Origin of the sequence: Natronospirillum operosum (assembly GCF_004768465.1) — a bacterium.
In the GTDB taxonomy this organism is placed as follows: Bacteria; Pseudomonadota; Gammaproteobacteria; order Pseudomonadales; family Natronospirillaceae; genus Natronospirillum; species Natronospirillum operosum.
Map to the genome: position 1 here is coordinate 231,175 of NZ_SRMF01000004.1, position 17,921 is coordinate 249,095.

Consider the following 17,921-nt stretch of genomic DNA (forward strand, 5'->3'; position numbering starts at 1 on the left):
CAATGATCAACAAATCAGTTTGTTGATCATATTTTTTCCAAAATTAACAACAAAGTGTTTTGTGCTTCATCAATGACTATCTGGTTTGTTTGTTGATCATATTTTCTATAATGTGAGCAACAAGTTTGGGTAAAAAGAAATGTGAATAGGCATGACGCTTGATCTCAGTAAGGCTGTCCATTATCACACAGGCCAGTTCCCTCCTGCCGGACTGAACTATGAGGCGATACTGCAGCCCATGCTTGAGGCAACAGATGCACTGGCCCGGTATGATCAGATGCTTCAGGCTATGCACAACAGTGAAATATTTCTTGCACCGTTGCGTGGTCAGGAAGCGGTGGTGTCTTCTCGTATGGAGGGCACCATCAGCACCATGGATGAAATTCTTCAGCTCGAAGCCGAGTTCGGTGATGACGACGATGATGGGGCTGTACGCGAATTCCGTTCTGATGTGCTTGAGACCGCGCTTTACCGCCGCGCCATGACGACTGCCCAGCGCCAGTTGGAACAGGGGCACCCATTATCTGAGGCGCTGATTCGGGGAATGCATCAGCAGTTACTTTCCTTCGGTCGCGGGGCACGGAAGTCTCCCGGGCGTTACAAGCAGGAACAGAACTACGTTGGTGAAAAAGGGAGTCGAGCTGTCAGCTTTGTACCCGTATCACCAGAGCAACTGCCAGGGGGCATGGAGGCGTTGTTCAGTCTGATCGAAGACAAGGCCATGCCCATACTGATGCGAACAGCGCTCGCTCACGCCGAGTTCGAAGCTCTGCACCCTTTTGAAGATGGCAATGGCCGGGTAGGTCGCATGCTGATTACTCTGATGCTGTGGCGAGGTGGGGCAATTTCGGCGCCGCATTTCTATATCAGTCGTTACTTCGAAGACCACAAGGATGATTATATCGGGGGGCTGCGCAATGTCTCATCAACTGGAGATTGGCTGAACTGGTGCGGGTTCTTCTTCACTGCGGTAGCGGAGCAGGCCAGAGAGAATCTTGAGGTAGCACAGGATATTCGTGACTGCTACGAAGACATGAAGTCACGATTTGCCGATTTGCTGGCGTCCAAATATTCAGTAGCAGCTCTCGACTACCTGTTTACCCGGCCCATTTTCAGCAACAGCCGTTTTACGCGCGATGCGGGCATTCCGGCTCAGACAGCCGGCCGTTTTACTCGTGCACTTCTGGCAGAAGGGATGTTGGAAACCGTTCGAGAGGCCTCTGGCAGGCGTTCAGCCATCTATCGCTTCGAGCCTCTGATGGAAAAGGTACGGGTTTAACGAGCGCTTTGGTACCTGTACTCGCTGACCGACTCAACCTGCGTGCCACCCCTGCTTACCTGGCCGGGTGTCTGGCCGAACTGGCGCTTGAAGGCTCGACAGAAGGCGGCTTCTGACTGGTAGCCAAAGCGTTCGATCACGGCGGACAGGGGGGCAGAGGTTTCCATCAGGTGCTGGCGGGCCAGTTGCAGGCGCCAGTGTGCCAGATAGCGCATGGCCGGTTCGCCGACCATTTCGGTAAAGCGGGCTGAAAAGCCGGACCGGGACATGCCCACGGCCCGCGCAAGAGACTCTATGCTCCACTCCTGTTCCGGTGTTCTGTGCATCAGGGCCAGCGCACGGCCAATCTTCCTGTCGCGCAATGCGGCCAGCCAGCCCTGACGCGCTTCGGGCGCGGAATCCAGCCAGGCGCGGATGGCCTGAATAACCAGTATGTCGGCCAGGCGGGTGATGATGGTTTCGCCCCCGGGTTTCAGGGTGGCGGCTTCACTGGCAATCAACCGCAAGGTGCTTTGCAGCCAACTGGCGGCATCGGTGTCCAGGGCGTCGATATGCAGCAGCCGTGGCAACTGCGAAATCAGCCGCTCGCCGGCCACGTGGTCGAACCGCACCACACCATAGGTCACCTGGGTCACCGGCCCGCCACCACCATGGTACAGCCGTTCATAGCAGTCGCTGATCTGTTCGACGGGCAGATTGAACAGGGGCTGGCATTGCAGGCTGCGGTCACTGCTCAGCCGGTGCGGTGTACCGTGCGGTATCAGGGTGAGGCTGCCGGGACGCAACAGCAGCGGGTCGCTGCCTTCGACCTCGAGCCAGGCCTGACCGGCAGTGATGATCTGCAGCGTTATCAGGTCTTCCATGGCGGGCACCGCTACCCCCCAGGGCTGGGTGAGCTCGGCCTGGCAATAGAGAGTGCCCTGCAGACGAAGCAGGTGCAGCGCCTCGCCGAGGATATCCGCCGAGGATGAGGCGTCAGGGTGCAGATGGTTCTGCGGTATCACACTAATAATCCAGAATTGTGGATGAAAGGTATATTATTGTGGACTTGGCATCATAAAAAATCCAGACATAAAGAGCATAATGGCTTCCCATTCAGTGAAACGGAGAAGCCAACATGTCTCAATCAACCTTTCTTGTTATCGGTGCCACCGGCAAAACCGGTCGGCGCATCGTGCAGCGTCTGCAGGCTCAGGGAGAAGCTGTGCGGGCAGTGTCCCGGGGCTCAGCCCCTGCTTTTGACTGGGAGCAACCGGAGCACTGGTTGCCAGCGCTGAGCGGTATCGAGGTCGCCTATATCTCCTATTACCCGGATCTCGCTGCTCCGGGCTCGCAGGAGGCCATTGCGGAACTGATCAGGCAGGCAAAAACGGCCGGGGTCAGAAAGCTGGTGCTGCTGTCCGGCAGAGGCGAACAGAATGCCGAGCGTTGCGAGCAGCTGGTGCGCGACTCGGGTCTGGCGTTTACCCTGATCAGGGCCAGCTGGTTCTATCAGAACTTCAGTGAAGGCCATCTGCTGGAGTCGGTCAACAGCGGTCTGGTTGCCTTGCCGGCCGGTGAGGTCCGGGAGCCCTTTGTGGATGTGGACGACATCGCCGATGTGGCGGTGGCAGCCATGCGGGATGACCGGCACAACGGAGAACTGTACGAAGTCACCGGCCCGCGTCTGCTCACCTTTCATGAGGCAGTGGCAGAAATTGCGGCGGTGACCGGCAAGCCCCTGCAGTATGTTCCCATCACTCTGGCCCAGTTTCATGCCGGGCTCACGGCCAGTGTGGATGCGCCGACGGCCGACCTGCTGACCAGCCTCTGCGAGGAGGTATTTGATGGCCGAAACGAGGCCCTGGCCGACGGCGTAGGGCGGGCCCTGGGCCGGCCACCACTTGATTTCGGTGCGTTCTGTCGAGACCGTGCCGCCGCTGGGGTATGGCGCGCGACTGCAGCGCCGGCGGTGAACCCGTGATGGCGGCCAAGGGGCTGCAGGCCCTGATGCTTGTCGGCGGCCTTGTTCTGCTGGGTGTTGGCGGCGGCATCCTGTTCGCTCCCGGGGTCTTCTACGAGGCCTACGATATCGACCTGTTCGCTCAGACCGGGTTGTACAGTGAAGTGCGGGCAAACGGTGCCACACTGCTGATTGCCGGCACGCTGATGCTGGCCAGCCTGTTCAGGCGCGAGATACCCAGTGGCGTCATTCTGGTTGGGGCGGTCATATACCTGCCCCATGGTCTTGGTCGCCTGTTCAGCATGCTGGTCGATGGGTTGCCTGCCAGCGGGCTGATCATTGCTGCAGTGGCAGAGCTGCTGCTGGGGCTCCTGTTGCTGCGTGCACTGTGCTGGCGTCTTAAGCGGGGCACAGGCGCACACTGAGCCAGATATCAGGGCAGAAATCGCTTTCTTCATACCATACGGTATGGTATGTTCCCTTTCAGTCATTTTATGGAAAACCGAGAGGGAACACCTATGCGACTCTATCTGATCAGTGGCTGGTTGCTCGTCGCCATCGGCGTACTGCACAACAGCATCGGGCTGGTGATGGGCTGGCCGATACTGACGGCCATCGTGGCCGAGGGTGGCTGGAATACCATTGAAGCCGGCGGGCAGATGCATTTTGACCGCAGTGCCATTCTCTGGTTCTTGTTGACCGGTTGTTTCTGGATGCTGCTGGGCTATCTGATGCAAAGCTGGATTCGGGTGGTGCAGGCACCGCTGCCGAAAGTCATTGGCTGGGGGCTGCTGGCCGCTGGTGTGGTGGTGGCCTTCCTGTTGCCCGCCTCCGGGGCCTGGCTGTTCATTCCGCTCGGCCTGCTGGTGTTGCTGGGTGCGCCCAAACAGACGGGCTTTGCGAGCCCGGCATGAAGGTATCGCGCGAGCAGTGGCTGGCCGAGGGGTTCAGGCTCCTCGGTCAGCATGGGCCGGAGGTGCTGAAGATCGATCGTCTGTGCCAGCACCTGCAGGTGTCCAAGGGCTCGTTCTACCACCACTTCCGGGGTCGCGAAGCCTATGTCGAGGCGCTGCTGGCGTATTGGCAGGCGCGCGGTACCGAGGCCGTGATCGAGGCCCTGGGGTCACTCTCGACACCGGCTCAGCGCAGTCGGGAACTCAATGAACATCTGGCTCAGGCGGATCTCTGCCCCGAGATCGAACTGCGGGCCTGGGGGCACCAGAACCCGCAGGTGGCCGCAGTCGTGGCGCAGGTGGACCGGCGACGCATGGACTATGTGGCCGACCTGATCAGCGCCCGTACCGGCAACGCCGGGCGGGCCCGGATCATGGCTCGTATTGCCTATGCCCAGTTTGTCGGCAGTCAGTATCTGCAGCACAGCATCAGCCAGGAAGACTGGGCGCAGATGGATTGGCTGCTGCAGGATATGGCAGAGCAATACCTTTGAGATTGACGCAGGTCAATACGGCACGGATTTGAAAGGAGATACTGACACTACCATTCCCGCAGGAGGAAAGTGTCATGTCTGCGACCAAAATAAGATCCGAGAACCGGGCCGAACCGGGCTGGCTGGAGCGCTTCGGCGAATACTGCTACAAGGCATCCATGCCTCGGGTGGTGCAGTATTTCCGCAATGAAGCGACATTTGAATACGAGTCCATGATCAACGATCTCGACCGAGATCTGGCGCCGGAAATGGAAGACGTCATCGCGGCCCAGTTGCCGGTCGATCAGGGCTATCTGCTGCATGCCGATCGGGTACTGCTGCCCGCCATGGCGGAGCGGCTGAACGCTGATCTGTCTGTGGCCGGTCAGGCCACACATCGTCAGTTGAGTGGTACCTGTCAGGGCTGCACCCAGGTGGGCCGCTGCTGGCTGGCGCTGCGACGCGGCACCCGAGCAGCCGAGCTGGAACGTTTCTGTCCCAACTCACAGCAGTTGATCGCATTACAGCCAGCACAGTGACAGCCCGCCAGCCAGGGTGACGACTCCCGGATCTGGCGGCAGGATGCATCGCCCCGATTCCGCGGATATCCGGGAGTCTTCTCATGGCCTCTGCGAGTGGCTGTTACAGCGGTTAGGCTCCGGCTGCGGTTCGCTTCTGTTGCAGTGTCTCGGCAAAGCGCTGCAGTGCCGGTGATACCTCGCCGGAGGGCAGTACACATTCGATCAGCACAAACTGCCCGCGCGTGCTCAGCGCCTCGCGGATGGCGTAGCGGAAATGGCTGCGCGTGCGCACTCGAATACCCAGGCCGCCCAGGTCGTTGGCCAGCCGAGCATACTGCCAGTCGCCCAGATCACTGCACTGACTGGTCGGGGAAAACACCCGTATCATCTCCCAGCTCTGGTTGTTGAACAGAACCACTATGGGGTCGAGCCCCAGGCGGCGGCAGTTGCCCAGTTCCCAGCCAGTCATCTGGAAGGCGCCATCGCCGACCAGAATCAGTGGTCGCTGGCCGGTAGCCAGTTGGATACCCAGGCCGGCCGGCACACCGAACCCCATGGAGGCATAGTAGCCGGGCGCGACCAGCGGGGTATTGAGTACATCCAGCGTTGAAAACAGGCAGTCGCCGATATCGCTTGCCACCGGCATGGGCTCCCCGGCCTGAGCCAGCAGGTCGGCAATGCCCACCCCCATGTCGGCTGCGCTCAGTGTCTGGCTGTCGTCCAGCAGTGACAATCCGACTTGCACGCTCGGATGTGCTGTTCTGTTTTTTTTGGTCGGTCTTTGCGAGCTGGCAGGCAGCAGTTCCAGTAACTGGGCGACCAGGGCGGACAACGGGATGTCGTGATAGCTGTGGTAACCGATATGAACAGCACGATGGCTGGCCAGCATGGCCTTGCGTACATCAAAACGCTGGCTGCTGGGGCCGAAGTTGCTGTCCGACAGAATGACGCCCAGCAACAGCAGGCCGTCCGAAGTCTCCACCAGTCGGCTCAGTGTTGGATCACCGGCCTCGCCCAGATAGGTGCCGCTGACCTGAACCTCTGTCTCAGCCAGCAGCCCGCGCCCCATCAGGGTTGTCACCACGGGTATATTGAGGCGACGGGCCAGTTCGGCGACTTCGCTCTCCAACTGGTAACGACGGATTTCGACATCGACCACCAGCATGGGCTGGCGAGCCTGATGCAGGCGGGACAGAATTTCCCGCGCACAGGCATCCACGGCTGCTGGCTCAAAGGGCAGGGGTGGCAGACTGGGTACCGCGTCTATTTCCAGGTTGGCGAGATCGCGCGGCAGTTCCAGCAACACAGGCTGTGACCAGGTGATGCAGGAGCGAATCAGCCGCGCGATTATCGCCGGCGCCGTGGCTGCATCCGTGATGCGGCCCTGATCACAGGTGATTTCACGGAATATCTGGTACTGCGAGTCCAGCGTGCGGGCCTGGTGGTGCAACAGAAAACCGCTGCCGCGCTCGGCATCCGAGGGACAGCCAGCAATGACAAATACTGGTGACCGCTCGGCATAGGCCCCGGCAATGGCGTTGACAGCATTCAGGGCTCCGGCGCCATAGGTCACAGCCACCACAGAGGGGCGGCAACGCATGCGGGCGGCGGCGTCAGCGGCAAAACCGATGGCGGGCTCATGACTGAGGGTGACCAGCGGCAGTATCCCGCTCTGCTCCAACTGGCTGAAAAACGGCAGAATAAAATCACCAGGTATGCCGAAAACCTCACCGGCACCCTGATCTTTCAGGGCGCGGATCAGTGTCTGTGACAAGTTCATTGTGAATGCCTCTTAAGGTCGGCCGGGGCCAATGTCCTTGGCCTGGCTGACCGTTCCGTGGCCGCTGCCTTCGGCAGCAGGGGTCAACCCGGTCAGGGCTCGATACAGGGCAGCCAGAATGCGATATACCGGTTCCGGCAGCACTTCCGTGGCTTCCAGACCATGCATGAAGTTCTTGATCTCCAGACCCAGTTCGGTATTCCCCGACACCATCAGACGGCGGTTGAAGAACAGGGTATCCGGATCCTCCCACTGCAGGGTCAGCACCAGAAAACTCTCCAGCGGACCGCGAAAGGCCACGTCCGGTTCCTGCGGAGTACGCGTGACGACCAGCCGTTGATGCTGGCCCAGGGTCAGATAGAAGGTCATGGGGATATCGGTCAACGTGATTTCCCAGTGCTGACCCTGCAGAAACGCCAGTTCACCGTTTTGCAGTTGGGGCCGCAGGAGGCGGTTGGCGCTGTCGGCCAGCAGGCGGGTAAACAGCGGTACCGGCATGTGGCGCAGGCTCTGGCGCAGAATGCGATGGGTACAGCGGGCGACAGGTGAAGCGGCAATGGCGGCATCCGGAGTCGACATCGGAAACAGTCCCATTAAGATGAGTGTAATCTGCATTTTATGGTGACTGAATCGACTTCATCTTGCGCCAGATCAATTTCCGGGCATCCGGGAGCTGAAATAATGCCGCCATCAAGCATGACGTCGCAGAGGCGGGAAGTTATGGAGTTACTCTGTCCGGCGGGCAATCTGCCCGCCCTGAAGGCAGCCTTGAATGCGGGCGCCGATGCGGTCTATGTCGGCCTGAAAGGCGGCACCAATGCGCGTTTCTTTGCCGGCCTGAATCTCACCGAAAGTGATCTGGCACAGGCGGCAACACTGGCTCATCGGGCCGGTCGGCGTCTGCATGTGGCGTTGAATACGTTCTGCCACCCGGGGCAGGAGCACCGCTGGTTCAGTGCCGTGGACATGGCCGCGCGGGCCGGGGCCGATGTGCTGATCATTGCCGATCTGGCACTGCTGGACTATGCCGCCCGTGCCTGGCCCGGCGTGGAGCGTCATCTGTCGGTGCAGGCCTCGGCCACCAGCTTTGTCGCTGCTGATTTCTACCAGCGTCATTTCGGGGTCTCGCGGGTGGTTCTGCCGCGTGTGCTGTCCATGGCCCAGGTGTCGCAACTGGCGCGCCACCTGAGGGACCAGGAACTGGAGCTGGAGGTGTTTGCCTTCGGCAGCCTCTGCATCATGGCCGAAGGGCGATGCTACCTGAGTTCCTACCTGACCGGTGAGTCACCCAACACGGTCGGGGCCTGTTCTCCGGCGGCCCATGTGCGCTGGCAGGAAGACAACGGTGCCCTGGAATCCAGGCTCAACGGTGTGCTGATCGACCGCTTCGAGCCCGGCGAGCGGGCCGGCTACCCGACCCTGTGCAAGGGTCGGTTTGATGTGTCGGGGCAGCGCTATCACGTATTGGAGGAACCCACCAGCCTGAATACGCTGGCGCTGCTGCCGAAACTGCACCGGGAGGGTATCTCTGCGGTCAAGATCGAGGGCCGCCAGCGCAGCCCGGCCTATGTGGAGGCCGTTACCCGCGTCTGGCGCCAGGCGCTCGACAGTCTGCACACGGACCCGGAAGCCTATGCTGTCGAACCTGCCTGGGACCGTGTGCTGGCTGGTCTCTCCGAAGGCCACCAGACCACTCTGGGTGCCTACCACCGCAAATGGAGCTGACACCCATCATGCAGACGCCTACTTCAACGGATCAGCTGCGAACCGCACTGGGCCCCATCACCTATTTCTGGCCCCAGGCGCAGGTGCGACAGTTCTATCAGCAGGCCGCAGTCTGTTCGGCACCTGTGGTCTATCTGGGCGAAACGGTCTGCAGCAAGCGCCGTGAACTGAGGCTGCAGGACTGGCTGGCCATCGGTCAGGACCTGCAGCAGGCAGGCAAGGAAGTGGTGCTGTCCACCCTGACCCTGCTGGAGGCCCCGGGCGAAGTGCGGGAGCTGGAGCAGATCTGCGCCAATGGTCAGTTTCTGGTCGAGGCCAATGACATCAGTGCGGTGCAGCTGCTGCACGAACGGGGCCTGCCCTTTGTGGTCGGCCCGGCAGTGAATGTCTACAACGCCACCACGCTGGCCTGGCTGGTCGAGCGCGGCCTGCGGCGCTGGGTGATGCCGGTGGAGCTGTCACGCGACTGGCTGCTGCGCGTGCTGACCGACCCGGTGATCACGCCGTTGCGTGATCGCTTCGAGGTAGAGGTGTTCGCCTTTGGTCATCTGCCGCTGGCCTGGTCGGCGCGCTGTTTTACCGCCCGCTCGGAAGACCGGCCCAAGGATGACTGCCAGCTGTGCTGCAACAAGTACCCACAGGGCCGGCAGGTGCGCAGCCAGGATGGCCGCGAGGTGTTCACGCTCAATGGCATCCAGACCCAGTCCGGTCAGCGCTACAACCTGGTCGATGATATCGACAGCCTGCGCGGGCTGGTGGATGTCGTTCGGATCAGCCCGCAACCCGAGCAGACCTTCGACTGGCTGACCGCTTTCGAACAGGCCATCGGCGGTAACCCGGAGCGCCGGCAGCGCCCGGTGGGTGATGTGAACGGGTACTGGCATCAACTGGCGGGTATCACTCAGGTCTGAGCCGGGCAGGGCATTCAGGCCCTGTTGCGCAACAGGGTACGTGCCTGCGCCTGCAGCGATTTCCAGGAGGTTTCCCACTGCCCCTCCCGGGGCCGTGTCCAGGCCAGTTGCTGCAGCACATTCTGCTGCCGCTGCTGACGAGCCCGCAGGGCCCGGTAAGCCTGCAGCAGGGTGTCATAATCGATGGCGGATACCACTTCGACTTCTCGATCCTCGCAGACACCCATGCAGGGCTGGGGTGCTTCCAGCCGGCCACAGCCGATGCACTGGAGGGCAGGGATGCGTTCAGTCATGGCTACTCCTTTGTTCGGTTTGCAACTGGCGGCTTACAACGCCAGCCCGGTCAGGGTCTGCGGAAACGGCAGTACGGTGACCAGGTCACCTTCCGGAATGGACCCGGCGGCGCCCGGCAGAACCGCAAAGGCGTTGGCGGTCGCCAGCACAGAAAGCTGATGCGACCCCTGTGGTCCGCAGGGTGATACCAGCAAGTGGCCGTTGACACTGCGGTTCAGGCGCGCGCGCTGGTAGTCGGTACGGCCCGGTTTCTTGCGAAAAGGGGCGGTGGCCCGGGCACTGTACTGGGGCGGCTGGTGCCAGCCCTGGCCGGCCAGTTGGCGCAGGGCCGGCAGCATGAACAGATAGGCCGTGACCAGAGCCGATACCGGATTGCCGGGCAGGCCGAAGAACCAGGCCTGGTCCAGTTGGCCGAAAGCCAGCGGTTTGCCGGGTTTGATCGACAGCTTCCAGAACCCGATGTCGCCCAGCCGCTCCAGCACCTGGCGGGTATGGTCGGTATCGCCCACCGAGACGCCGCCGCTGGACAGAATCAGATCATGGCCGGCCGCAGCCTCGGTCAGCGTCTTGGCCAGTATGGCGGGGTCATCGGGCAGAATGCCGAAGTCGGTAATCTCCACCGGCAGGGTATGCAGCAGGCTGTGCAGCAGCGCGCGGTTGGTGTCGTAGATCTGACCGGCACCCAGGGGCTGGCCGGGTTCGCGCAGTTCATCGCCGGTGGACAGCAGGGCAATGCGGGGTCTGCGGTACACGGTAACAGTTGCCACGCCGGCCGCCGCCAGCAGCCCGATCTGGGCCGCACCAATGACTTCGCCCGGGGTCAGCAGTGCCTGCCCGGCCTGGACATCGTCACCGGCCGGTCGAATATTCTGCCCGGCCTCCGGATGATACTCGAGCAGGATGCGCTCGCCGTCCACGGCCACGTGTTCCTGCATCACCACAGCGTGGGTGCCGGCAGGCACCGGCGCACCGGTCATGATGCGTACGGCCTCGCCCGCTTTCAGGGTGCCGCCCCAGGGGTGACCGGCCAGGGCGCGGCCGACCACATTCAGGCAGTCATGGGCGGTCACGTCCGGTCCTATGGCATAGCCGTCCATGGCCGAGTTGGCAAAGGGTGGTACCTGAGCCAGTGCGCGTACCGGTCTGGCCAAGGTGCGTCCGGTGGCTGCATGCAAGGCGCAGGGTTCGGTCTCGGTCAAGGCCCGAACGCGCCGCTGCAGCAGCGCCCAGGCCTGTTGCGGCGCCATCAGTGCCGGGCCGCTGCAGCATTCCGGTGCAACTTCGGGTGTGATTGTGGTGTTCATGGCGGTAATCCTGGGCTGCTTGCGGTGCCGTCTCACATGACTCGTGAGTAACGAGCACTGGGGGTTTGGCTCAGATGGGCATCAAACACCATCAGTATGGCGCGCAGCAGCAGGCGTCCGGTGGCCGTCACGCGGACATGGGACTCCGTCAGCTCCAGCAGACCATCTGTCGCCAGTTCATTGAGTGCCGGCCACTCGCGCGCAAAATAGAGGCGGGCATTGATGTCGAAACGGGTTTCCAGCTCCGGCCACTGCAGCTCGCCCTGGCAGGCCAGGCGCATGATCACATGGCGCCGGATGTCGTCATCCCGGCTGGGGCTGTAGCCCTTGATCACTGCCGAGCCGGTCTGCACGGCCTGCTGGTAGTCGGCCAGGTCCTTGTGGTTCTGCAGATAGCTGCCACCCAGTTGGCTGATGGCGGACATGCCCAGGCCCAGCAGGTCGGTATCGGCCCGGGTCGAATAGCCCTGGAAGTTGCGTTGCAGGGTACCGCTGCGATAAGCCTGTACCAGCTCGTCTTCCGGCAGCGCGAAGTGGTCCATGCCGATGTACTGATAACCGGCTCTCTGCAGCGTCATGACGGTATCGCGCATGATGTCCAGCGTGGTGTCGGCCGCCGGCAGATCACTGCTGATGATGCGGCGCTGCGGGCTGAAACGGGAGGGCAGATGCGCATAGCGGTAGCTGGCGATGCGGTCCGGGCGCAGGGCTATGATCTTGGTCAGGGTTTCGTGGAAACGCTCGACGGTCTGCAGTGGCAGGCCATAGATCAGGTCCACATTGATGCTGCGGTAGCCGATCTCCCGGGCCGCCGCCATCAGGTCGGCTACCAGCGCAAAGGACTGTACCCGGTGGACGGCTTTCTGGGTGTCGATATTGAAGTCCTGCACGCCCAGTGACAGCCGGTTGAAGCCGCGCTCATGAAGCTGCTGCAGGCGTTCAGCCGAGGTCACCCTGGGGTCGACCTCGACCGAAAACTCCCGCCCCTCGGGGTCCGCGCCGAGGTTGAAATAGCGTTCCAGCAGGTCGCACAGGCGGTCGGTCTGCACATCGGTAAGGAAGGTCGGTGTACCGCCGCCCCAGTGCAACTGACTGACCGGGCGCTCCCGGTGCCAGGCGGAGTGGAACTGCATTTCCTCTTCCAGCGCATCCAGGTAGGCATCGGCCTTGCCGACATCACGCGTGACCACCTTGTTGCAGGCGCAGTAGTAACAGAGGTGGCGGCAGAACGGAATGTGCACATAGAGTGACAGCGGTGCTGCCGGATCAGTGCTGTCCATGATGCGTGCTGCCTGCTCCTGCGTGCAGTCCGCAAACGACAGCGCCGTGGGATAGGAGGTATAGCGTGGCCCGCTGAGGTTGTAGCGTTCAATCAGTTCCGTGGGCCAGGCCACCGGTGTCAGAGCCAGACGGTCGTCCGTTGTCTGCTGTGAGCCTTTCATGCGCGTTCACCCTGAATGTGTGCAGTCATGGTGAGACAGATTAAGGGTTTGGCGCTATGGCATATTGATTCAGGTCAGGCTAGCGGTCGGTTTTGGTGGTCCCTCTGTGTCGGTGTGCCCGCCAGCGCTGCACCAGCACCACCGGCAGGGCCAGCAGCCAGAACAGATCACCGGTGTAGGCAAAGGCATTGTGGCCGCTGAGCAGCCGCCAGTCGTAGCCCAGAGACAGCCCCACCACCACGGGCAGGGCCCAGTAGCGCCCCTGCAGACAGAGCAGAACGCAGAGCCCGGCGGCCAGCGGGGCCAGCCAGCTGGCATTCTCGCCGTGGAAATAGGGAAAGAGATCGATGCTGATCCACTGGCCGCCCACGGCCACCAGACTGAACAGGCCGATCAGCAGCCAGAACCAGAGTGGAAACAGCGGCGTGATGAGCCGCCGCCAGCGATAATCGAACAGGGCGATCAGCAGCAGGCCGAAGCTGGTTACCAGGCCAAATTCACCGACCAGCGCCAGGCTGTACTGGCCCAGCGGGGCGCCGGTGAACACCAGCGGCAGCACACTGATGCCGAGTGCCAGGCTGAAGGCCAGATGGGCCTCCAGACGCCAGCGCGCAGCCAGATAGAGCAGACAGAACAGTGTAATATGGTGCAGCACCATGCCGCCGTCCCAGATGATGGGAAAGGGCTGCCAGCGCTGCACGCCGAGAATCAGTCCCGCGCTGACCAGGAGCAACAGCCAGAAGTGCTTCTGGCCCAGACGTTGGCGCAGTCTGATCGATTGTGATTCGGGTGGCGCTGCTTGCGGTGCGCCCTGTGACTGTGGGTCAGACATGGTCGAAGGTTGATCCTGTGCCGGGGTCCGGGGAAGATAGCAACCGGTGTGGCGTTCGTACACCGGTGATAATTCGTTCACCATAGAACTGGAGAAATGATGAGTCAGCCAGTCGATGATTACCAGACCCTGCTGCAACAATGGCAGCATATGGCGGGTGAACAGGAGCGGGCCACCGCCTGGTCCGAGGATCTCCGGCAGTTGCTGGTGGCCAGTGATTTTGCCCGTCGCGTTCTGCTCGCCGAGCCGGAGCAGTTGCCGGTGCTGGCCGACGCGCTGGAACGGGCCGAAGATGATCCGCTGCCCCGGCTGGAGGCTCTGACTGCCGAGCTGGCGCCTGATGACGAAGCCGGCTTCATGCGCTGCCTGCGCCAGTGGCGCAACCGAGAGCAGGTGCGGCTGATCTGGCAGGAAGTGCGCAGCCAGCCAGCACTGCCCGAGCGCCTGGAAGCCATCACCCAACTGGCCGATGCGGCCATCAAGGCGGCGGCTGACTTTGCCACCGCGCAACTGGTGGCCCGCTTCGGTGAGCCCGCTGTTTGCCCGCATACCGGCAAGCCGCAGCGGCTGACCATTCTCGGCATGGGCAAGCTGGGGGCGCGGGAGCTGAACCTGAGCTCCGATATCGATCTGATCTTCGCCTTCCCGCAGGAGGGCGAAACCGATGGCGAGCGATCCCTGAGCCACAGTGAATTCTTTACCCGTCTGGGCCGCAAGATCATCCAGTTGCTGGATCAGCGCACTGAGGACGGCTTTGTCTATCGGGTGGACATGCGCCTGCGCCCCAACGGCCAGAGTGGCCCACTGGCGCTGAGTTTCCCCGCCGCCATCACCTATTATCAGGAGCAGGGCCGCGACTGGGAGCGTTACGCGTTGATCAAGGCGCGCCCGATCACGGCCGTGGACAGCGCCGAAGCCGATCTGATGCCGGCTCTGCAAAGCTTTGTGTTTCGCCGCTATGTGGACTATCAGGTGCTGACAGCACTGCGCGAGATGAAGCAACTGATCAGTGCCGAGAACCGGCGTCTGCAGCGGCAGCACAATATCAAGCTGGGCGCCGGTGGCATCCGCGAAGTGGAGTTCATAGTGCAGGCCCTGCAACTGATTCAGGGCGGCCAGAGCCCGGCGCTGACCGAGGCCAATATCTACCGGGTGCTCGCGGCCATAGAGACCGAAGGCCTGCTGCCGGATCAGGTCTGCCATGAGCTGCGCGACAGCTATGATCATCTGCGCCGGGTCGAGCACCTGCTGCAGGCCCAGGAAGACCGCCAGACCCAGTCGCTGCCGGACAGCGAAGACTGGCGGGCGCGGCTGATCGAGGTCGCCGGCTTTGTCGACTGGGCGTCTTTCGAGGCCTGGCTGGATCAGGTGCGGGCCCGTGTCAGCACGCATTTTGATGCCTTCATTGCGCCGTCGGAGCCGGTCGAGACGCCGGATCATCCCTGGGAACCCTATTGGCAGACCCCGGCCGAGGCCGACTGGGTGACGGATTTTGCCGAGGATGCCGATGCCCTGCGGGAGGCTGTCGAACAGTTGCAGGCCGATCTGGACAAGTACCATGTATCGGACGCCGGGCGGGAGCGCCTGGCGCGCTTCATGCCGCTGTTGCTGGCCGAGCTGGCGCGCCTGCAGCAGCCGGCGCAGGCGGTGCCCGGGGTGTTTCAGGTGGTGCGGGCGGTGCTGCGCCGCAGTGCCTACCTGATCATGCTGGTGGAGAACCCCTATGCCATCCGGGAACTGGTCAGGCTGACGGCGCTGAGCCCCTGGGTCGCCGCACAGCTGAGCGACAAGCCCTATCTGCTGGACGAACTGACCGACAGCCAGCAGCTGTATCGTTTGCCGGAACGGCGCGGCCTGCGTGATGATCTGCATCAGCGCCTGCTGCGCCTGCCGGACGAGGATCTGGAACAGCAGATGGAGCAACTGCGGCATTTCCGCCATAGCCGCGTGCTGCGCGCCGCTGCCTGTGAGCTGACCGGCAACCTGCCGCTGATGAAAATCAGTGATTATCTGACCTATACCGCCGAGGAAGTCCTGCAGCAGGTGTTCTGGCTGGCCTGGGAGCAGATGACCGAAAAGTACGGTACTCCGACGCGCGAAGACGGCAGCCTGTGTGATACCGACTTTGCCATTCTGGCCTATGGCAAACTGGGCGGCATAGAGCTGAGCTATGAGTCCGATCTGGATCTGGTGTTCGTGCATGACGGTGCCCCGCAGGGCACCACCAAAGGTGCCCGGTCGGTCGACAACAATGTCTTCTTCATGCGTCTCGGGCAGCGTATTATCCACCTGCTGACCACCCAGACCCCGTCAGGCATTCTCTATGAAGCCGACATGCGGCTGCGACCGTCCGGCAACTCCGGCCTGCTGGTGACCTCGCTGTCTGCCTTTGCCACCTATCAGCTGGAAGATGCCTGGACCTGGGAGCATCAGGCTCTGGTGCGGGCGCGCCCGGTGGCCGGCTGTCCGGACCTGTGTCAGCGCGTGGCCGAGGTGCGGGCCGAGGTTCTGGGGCGCCCGCGTGATACCGAGGCGCTGCGCCGTGAAGTGCTGAACATGCGCGAGAAGATGCGCGCCAATCTGGCCACACCGGCCAGCCATCGTGCTGCAGAGTTCCATATCAAGCAGGACCCGGGTGGTATCGTCGATATTGAGTTCATCGTGCAGTTTCTGCTGTTGCGTCATACCCATGCCCTGCCGGCGCTGGCACGCTGGTCGGACAACATGCGATTACTGGAGAGTCTGGAGAGTGAGCAGGTGATAGACAACGCAACCCGAGAGGCCCTGAGTCAGGCTTATCTGCACTGGCGGGGAGAAGTACACCGGCAGGCTCTGCAACAGGGCGATGGCCGCCTGCATGGTGCCGCGCAACTGGCCGAGTTCCAGCAGACCATTGATACCGTGAGCCACTGCTGGCAGCAGATCATGCAGCCGGAGAATGCCTGATGGGGCAGCGCAGGAAGAAGGCCGACCCGCTGCAGTTTCAGCGCCGCTGGCTGGCTCCGGATTACTGGCCTATCTGGGCTCTGGCGGGCCTGATGTGGTGCCTGGCGCACTTGCCGTGGCGCTGGCAGATGGCCTTCGGGGCCGGTCTGGGCCGGCTGCTGTACCATGTGGCCGCAGATCGCCGCCACGTCGCTGACACCAATATGGCGCGAGTGTTTCCGGAACTGGATGATGCGGCCCGCCGCGCGCGGGTCAAGGCCATTTTTGCCGAGACCGGCAAGGGCCTGCCCGAAACCTGCGTGGCCTGGTTTGGTGACCCGAGGCGGCTGCGCGTGGACTGGCAGGTGGAGCAGATAGAGCCGGCCATACAGGCGCTGCAGGACGGGCAGGGCGCACTGTTTGTCGGGGCGCACTTTTCCTGCATTGATATCTGCGGGGCCTACATGGGCACCCTGGCTGATTTCGACACCCTGCACCGGCCGCACAACAACCCCCTGCTGAACTATTTTCAGCACCGCGGGCGGCTGCGCTTTGTCGGTGGCCTGGTGGACCGGCGCGATATGCGCGGCATGGTGCGTCGCCTGCGTCAGGGGCGGGGCATCTTCTATGCCCCCGATCAGGATCTGGGCCGCAAGCGCGCCACTGCCTTTGTGCCGTTTTTCGGCATTCCGGCCGCGACCGTGGAGGCCACCTCACGGCTGGTCACTCTTTCGGAAGCCAAGCCCTTTCTGGTACTGACCCGGCGCCATGCCAGCGGGTACCACATTCGCCTGGAAGCGGCACCGCAGATCGCCACCGGCGATCTGGACACAGACCTGCGGGCCTATAATGAGTGGCTGGAAGCCCGCATTCGGGAAACCCCGGAGCAGTACCTGTGGCTGCACAAGCGCTTCAAGACCCGGCCGCCGGGAGAACCCGCCTTTTACGGGGTCAAGGGCAAGTGACACTGGCACTGCGCGTGGCCCGGCCTGCAGATGCCGCCGGCATTCACCGCGTGCTGTCCGCTATCATCCGTGAGGGTGATTATCTGATGAGCCATGAGCCGCCGACGCTGGCCGATTATAGCCACCACCTCGAGGGTGCACTGGCACTGGGGGCGCCGGTCTGGGTGGCCGTCAATGACGGTGCCGTCATCGGCTGGTGCGATCTGCACCCGCGTCCGGAAGCCGCTTTGCGGGACGTCGGGCGCATCGGTGTCGGGGTGGCGTTGATCTGGCGTCTCCAGGGGCTCGGGCGGCGTCTGATGCAGGCCGTGATCGAGCAGGCCGGCCTGACCGGCTTCCGGCGCATCGAACTGGAAGTCTTTGCCGACAACAGCGTCGCCATCGGGCTCTATCAGACGCTGGGTTTCATGATCGAGGGGCGTCACACGGCTGTGCGCCCGGCGCCAGATGGCTATCGGGATACGCTCAGCATGGCTTTGCTGCTGCCCGAGCAGCCCTGAGTCTGGTGCATTTTTCTACGCTGCGCGGCAAGATATTTTGACTGGGCGGCCCAGTCCGGCATAATGATCGACCCC

General features: G+C 62.4%; 18 protein-coding genes. 11 read left to right on the forward strand and 7 right to left on the reverse strand.

Annotated elements, in window-relative coordinates:
- Positions 1-151: 151 nt before the first annotated feature.
- Complete coding sequence (locus E4656_RS12365) at positions 152-1,279, forward strand: Fic family protein (RefSeq protein WP_135483582.1); 1,128 nt, start codon at positions 152-154, stop codon at positions 1,277-1,279.
- Here the strand turns inward: E4656_RS12365 and E4656_RS12370 are convergent.
- A complete protein-coding gene (locus tag E4656_RS12370) occupies positions 1,276-2,283 on the reverse strand; it encodes an AraC family transcriptional regulator (protein ID WP_205849194.1) in 1,008 nt (335 codons plus the stop codon). The genes E4656_RS12365 and E4656_RS12370 overlap by 4 nt on opposite strands.
- A 113-nt stretch (positions 2,284-2,396) precedes the next feature.
- On the opposite strand from E4656_RS12370, the gene E4656_RS12375 reads away from it, so the two are divergent.
- From E4656_RS12375 to E4656_RS12395, 5 genes are all read left to right on the forward strand, one after another.
- Positions 2,397-3,242, forward strand: a complete 846-nt coding sequence (locus E4656_RS12375) for an NmrA family NAD(P)-binding protein (protein ID WP_135483583.1) — start codon at positions 2,397-2,399, stop codon at positions 3,240-3,242.
- Positions 3,206-3,646: a DUF4345 family protein gene (locus tag E4656_RS12380; protein ID WP_135483584.1), complete on the forward strand. Its 441-nt coding sequence runs from the start codon at positions 3,206-3,208 to the stop codon at positions 3,644-3,646. The genes E4656_RS12375 and E4656_RS12380 overlap by 37 nt, the downstream gene beginning before the upstream one ends.
- Before the next feature lie 93 nt (positions 3,647-3,739).
- A complete protein-coding gene (locus E4656_RS12385) occupies positions 3,740-4,135 on the forward strand; it encodes a DUF6463 family protein (RefSeq protein WP_135483585.1) in 396 nt (131 codons plus the stop codon).
- Positions 4,132-4,668, forward strand: coding sequence for a TetR/AcrR family transcriptional regulator (locus tag E4656_RS12390; RefSeq protein WP_135483586.1), 537 nt, complete (start codon positions 4,132-4,134; stop codon positions 4,666-4,668). Before E4656_RS12385 ends, E4656_RS12390 begins: the two co-directional genes overlap by 4 nt.
- Positions 4,669-4,742: 74 nt before the next feature.
- The gene (locus E4656_RS12395) at positions 4,743-5,186 is read left to right on the forward strand and encodes a DUF6455 family protein (protein ID WP_135483587.1); all 444 of its coding nucleotides are present in this window, start codon (positions 4,743-4,745) and stop codon (positions 5,184-5,186) included.
- A gap of 112 nt (positions 5,187-5,298) precedes the next feature.
- Here the strand turns inward: E4656_RS12395 and ipdC are convergent, their stop codons facing one another.
- Together ipdC and ubiT are read right to left on the reverse strand one after the other, a co-directional pair.
- Positions 5,299-6,948 carry an indolepyruvate/phenylpyruvate decarboxylase gene (gene ipdC / locus E4656_RS12400; protein ID WP_135483588.1) on the reverse strand — a complete coding sequence of 550 codons (1,650 nt, stop codon included), beginning with the start codon at positions 6,946-6,948 and terminating at the stop codon, positions 5,299-5,301.
- A gap of 12 nt (positions 6,949-6,960) precedes the next feature.
- Positions 6,961-7,527 (reverse strand): ubiquinone anaerobic biosynthesis accessory factor UbiT, encoded by a 567-nt coding sequence (ubiT, locus tag E4656_RS12405; protein ID WP_167856048.1) that lies wholly within the window; start codon positions 7,525-7,527, stop codon positions 6,961-6,963.
- Positions 7,528-7,668: 141 nt separating this feature from the next.
- On the opposite strand from ubiT, the gene ubiU reads away from it, so the two are divergent.
- A complete protein-coding gene (gene ubiU, locus E4656_RS12410) occupies positions 7,669-8,673 on the forward strand; it encodes a ubiquinone anaerobic biosynthesis protein UbiU (protein WP_135483590.1) in 1,005 nt (334 codons plus the stop codon).
- Between the two features lie 8 nt (positions 8,674-8,681).
- Positions 8,682-9,584 (forward strand): U32 family peptidase, encoded by a 903-nt coding sequence (locus tag E4656_RS12415; protein WP_205849195.1) that lies wholly within the window; start codon positions 8,682-8,684, stop codon positions 9,582-9,584.
- 14 nt (positions 9,585-9,598) lie between these two features.
- Here E4656_RS12415 and E4656_RS12420 read toward each other — a convergent pair whose 3' ends face one another.
- The 4 genes from E4656_RS12420 to E4656_RS12435 form a co-directional block, all read right to left on the reverse strand.
- Positions 9,599-9,877, reverse strand: a complete 279-nt coding sequence (locus tag E4656_RS12420) for a hypothetical protein (RefSeq protein ID WP_135483591.1) — start codon at positions 9,875-9,877, stop codon at positions 9,599-9,601.
- Between the two features lie 33 nt (positions 9,878-9,910).
- Entirely contained in the window at positions 9,911-11,182 is a 1,272-nt protein-coding gene (gene moeA / locus E4656_RS12425) for a molybdopterin molybdotransferase MoeA (protein WP_205849196.1), read from the reverse strand.
- Between the two features lie 32 nt (positions 11,183-11,214).
- The gene (gene hemN, locus E4656_RS12430) at positions 11,215-12,624 is read right to left on the reverse strand and encodes an oxygen-independent coproporphyrinogen III oxidase (RefSeq protein WP_135483592.1); all 1,410 of its coding nucleotides are present in this window, start codon (positions 12,622-12,624) and stop codon (positions 11,215-11,217) included.
- 79 nt (positions 12,625-12,703) lie between these two features.
- Positions 12,704-13,456, reverse strand: a complete 753-nt coding sequence (locus tag E4656_RS12435) for a hypothetical protein (RefSeq protein WP_135483593.1) — start codon at positions 13,454-13,456, stop codon at positions 12,704-12,706.
- A gap of 99 nt (positions 13,457-13,555) precedes the next feature.
- Between E4656_RS12435 and glnE the strand changes: the two genes are divergently transcribed.
- From glnE to E4656_RS12450, 3 genes are read left to right on the forward strand one after another with little or no spacing between them, the layout of a single operon-like run.
- Complete coding sequence (gene glnE, locus E4656_RS12440) at positions 13,556-16,402, forward strand: bifunctional [glutamate--ammonia ligase]-adenylyl-L-tyrosine phosphorylase/[glutamate--ammonia-ligase] adenylyltransferase (RefSeq protein WP_167856049.1); 2,847 nt, start codon at positions 13,556-13,558, stop codon at positions 16,400-16,402.
- Positions 16,402-17,346, forward strand: coding sequence for an LpxL/LpxP family acyltransferase (locus E4656_RS12445; RefSeq protein ID WP_135483595.1), 945 nt, complete (start codon positions 16,402-16,404; stop codon positions 17,344-17,346). The genes glnE and E4656_RS12445 overlap by 1 nt, the downstream gene beginning before the upstream one ends.
- Positions 17,343-17,846 carry a GNAT family N-acetyltransferase gene (locus E4656_RS12450; protein WP_167856050.1) on the forward strand — a complete coding sequence of 168 codons (504 nt, stop codon included), beginning with the start codon at positions 17,343-17,345 and terminating at the stop codon, positions 17,844-17,846. The genes E4656_RS12445 and E4656_RS12450 overlap by 4 nt, the downstream gene beginning before the upstream one ends.
- The last annotated feature ends 75 nt before the right edge of the window (positions 17,847-17,921 follow it).

Excerpts from the sequence above, each read along its gene's own strand:
- E4656_RS12365 (WP_135483582.1), top strand. The coding sequence starts at position 152 with ATGACGCTTGATCTCAGTAAGGCTGTCCATTATCACACAGGCCAGTTC.
- E4656_RS12375 (WP_135483583.1), top strand. The coding sequence starts at position 2,397 with ATGTCTCAATCAACCTTTCTTGTTATCGGTGCCACCGGCAAAACCGGT.
- E4656_RS12380 (WP_135483584.1), top strand. The coding sequence starts at position 3,206 with ATGGCGCGCGACTGCAGCGCCGGCGGTGAACCCGTGATGGCGGCCAAG.
- E4656_RS12385 (WP_135483585.1), top strand. The coding sequence starts at position 3,740 with ATGCGACTCTATCTGATCAGTGGCTGGTTGCTCGTCGCCATCGGCGTA.
- E4656_RS12390 (WP_135483586.1), top strand. The coding sequence starts at position 4,132 with ATGAAGGTATCGCGCGAGCAGTGGCTGGCCGAGGGGTTCAGGCTCCTC.
- E4656_RS12395 (WP_135483587.1), top strand. The coding sequence starts at position 4,743 with ATGTCTGCGACCAAAATAAGATCCGAGAACCGGGCCGAACCGGGCTGG.
- ipdC (WP_135483588.1), bottom strand. The coding sequence starts at position 6,948 with ATGAACTTGTCACAGACACTGATCCGCGCCCTGAAAGATCAGGGTGCC.
- ubiT (WP_167856048.1), bottom strand. The coding sequence starts at position 7,527 with ATGTCGACTCCGGATGCCGCCATTGCCGCTTCACCTGTCGCCCGCTGT.
- ubiU (WP_135483590.1), top strand. The coding sequence starts at position 7,669 with ATGGAGTTACTCTGTCCGGCGGGCAATCTGCCCGCCCTGAAGGCAGCC.
- E4656_RS12415 (WP_205849195.1), top strand. The coding sequence starts at position 8,682 with ATGCAGACGCCTACTTCAACGGATCAGCTGCGAACCGCACTGGGCCCC.
- E4656_RS12420 (WP_135483591.1), bottom strand. The coding sequence starts at position 9,877 with ATGACTGAACGCATCCCTGCCCTCCAGTGCATCGGCTGTGGCCGGCTG.
- moeA (WP_205849196.1), bottom strand. The coding sequence starts at position 11,182 with ATGAACACCACAATCACACCCGAAGTTGCACCGGAATGCTGCAGCGGC.
- hemN (WP_135483592.1), bottom strand. The coding sequence starts at position 12,624 with ATGAAAGGCTCACAGCAGACAACGGACGACCGTCTGGCTCTGACACCG.
- E4656_RS12435 (WP_135483593.1), bottom strand. The coding sequence starts at position 13,456 with ATGTCTGACCCACAGTCACAGGGCGCACCGCAAGCAGCGCCACCCGAA.
- glnE (WP_167856049.1), top strand. The coding sequence starts at position 13,556 with ATGAGTCAGCCAGTCGATGATTACCAGACCCTGCTGCAACAATGGCAG.
- E4656_RS12445 (WP_135483595.1), top strand. The coding sequence starts at position 16,402 with ATGGGGCAGCGCAGGAAGAAGGCCGACCCGCTGCAGTTTCAGCGCCGC.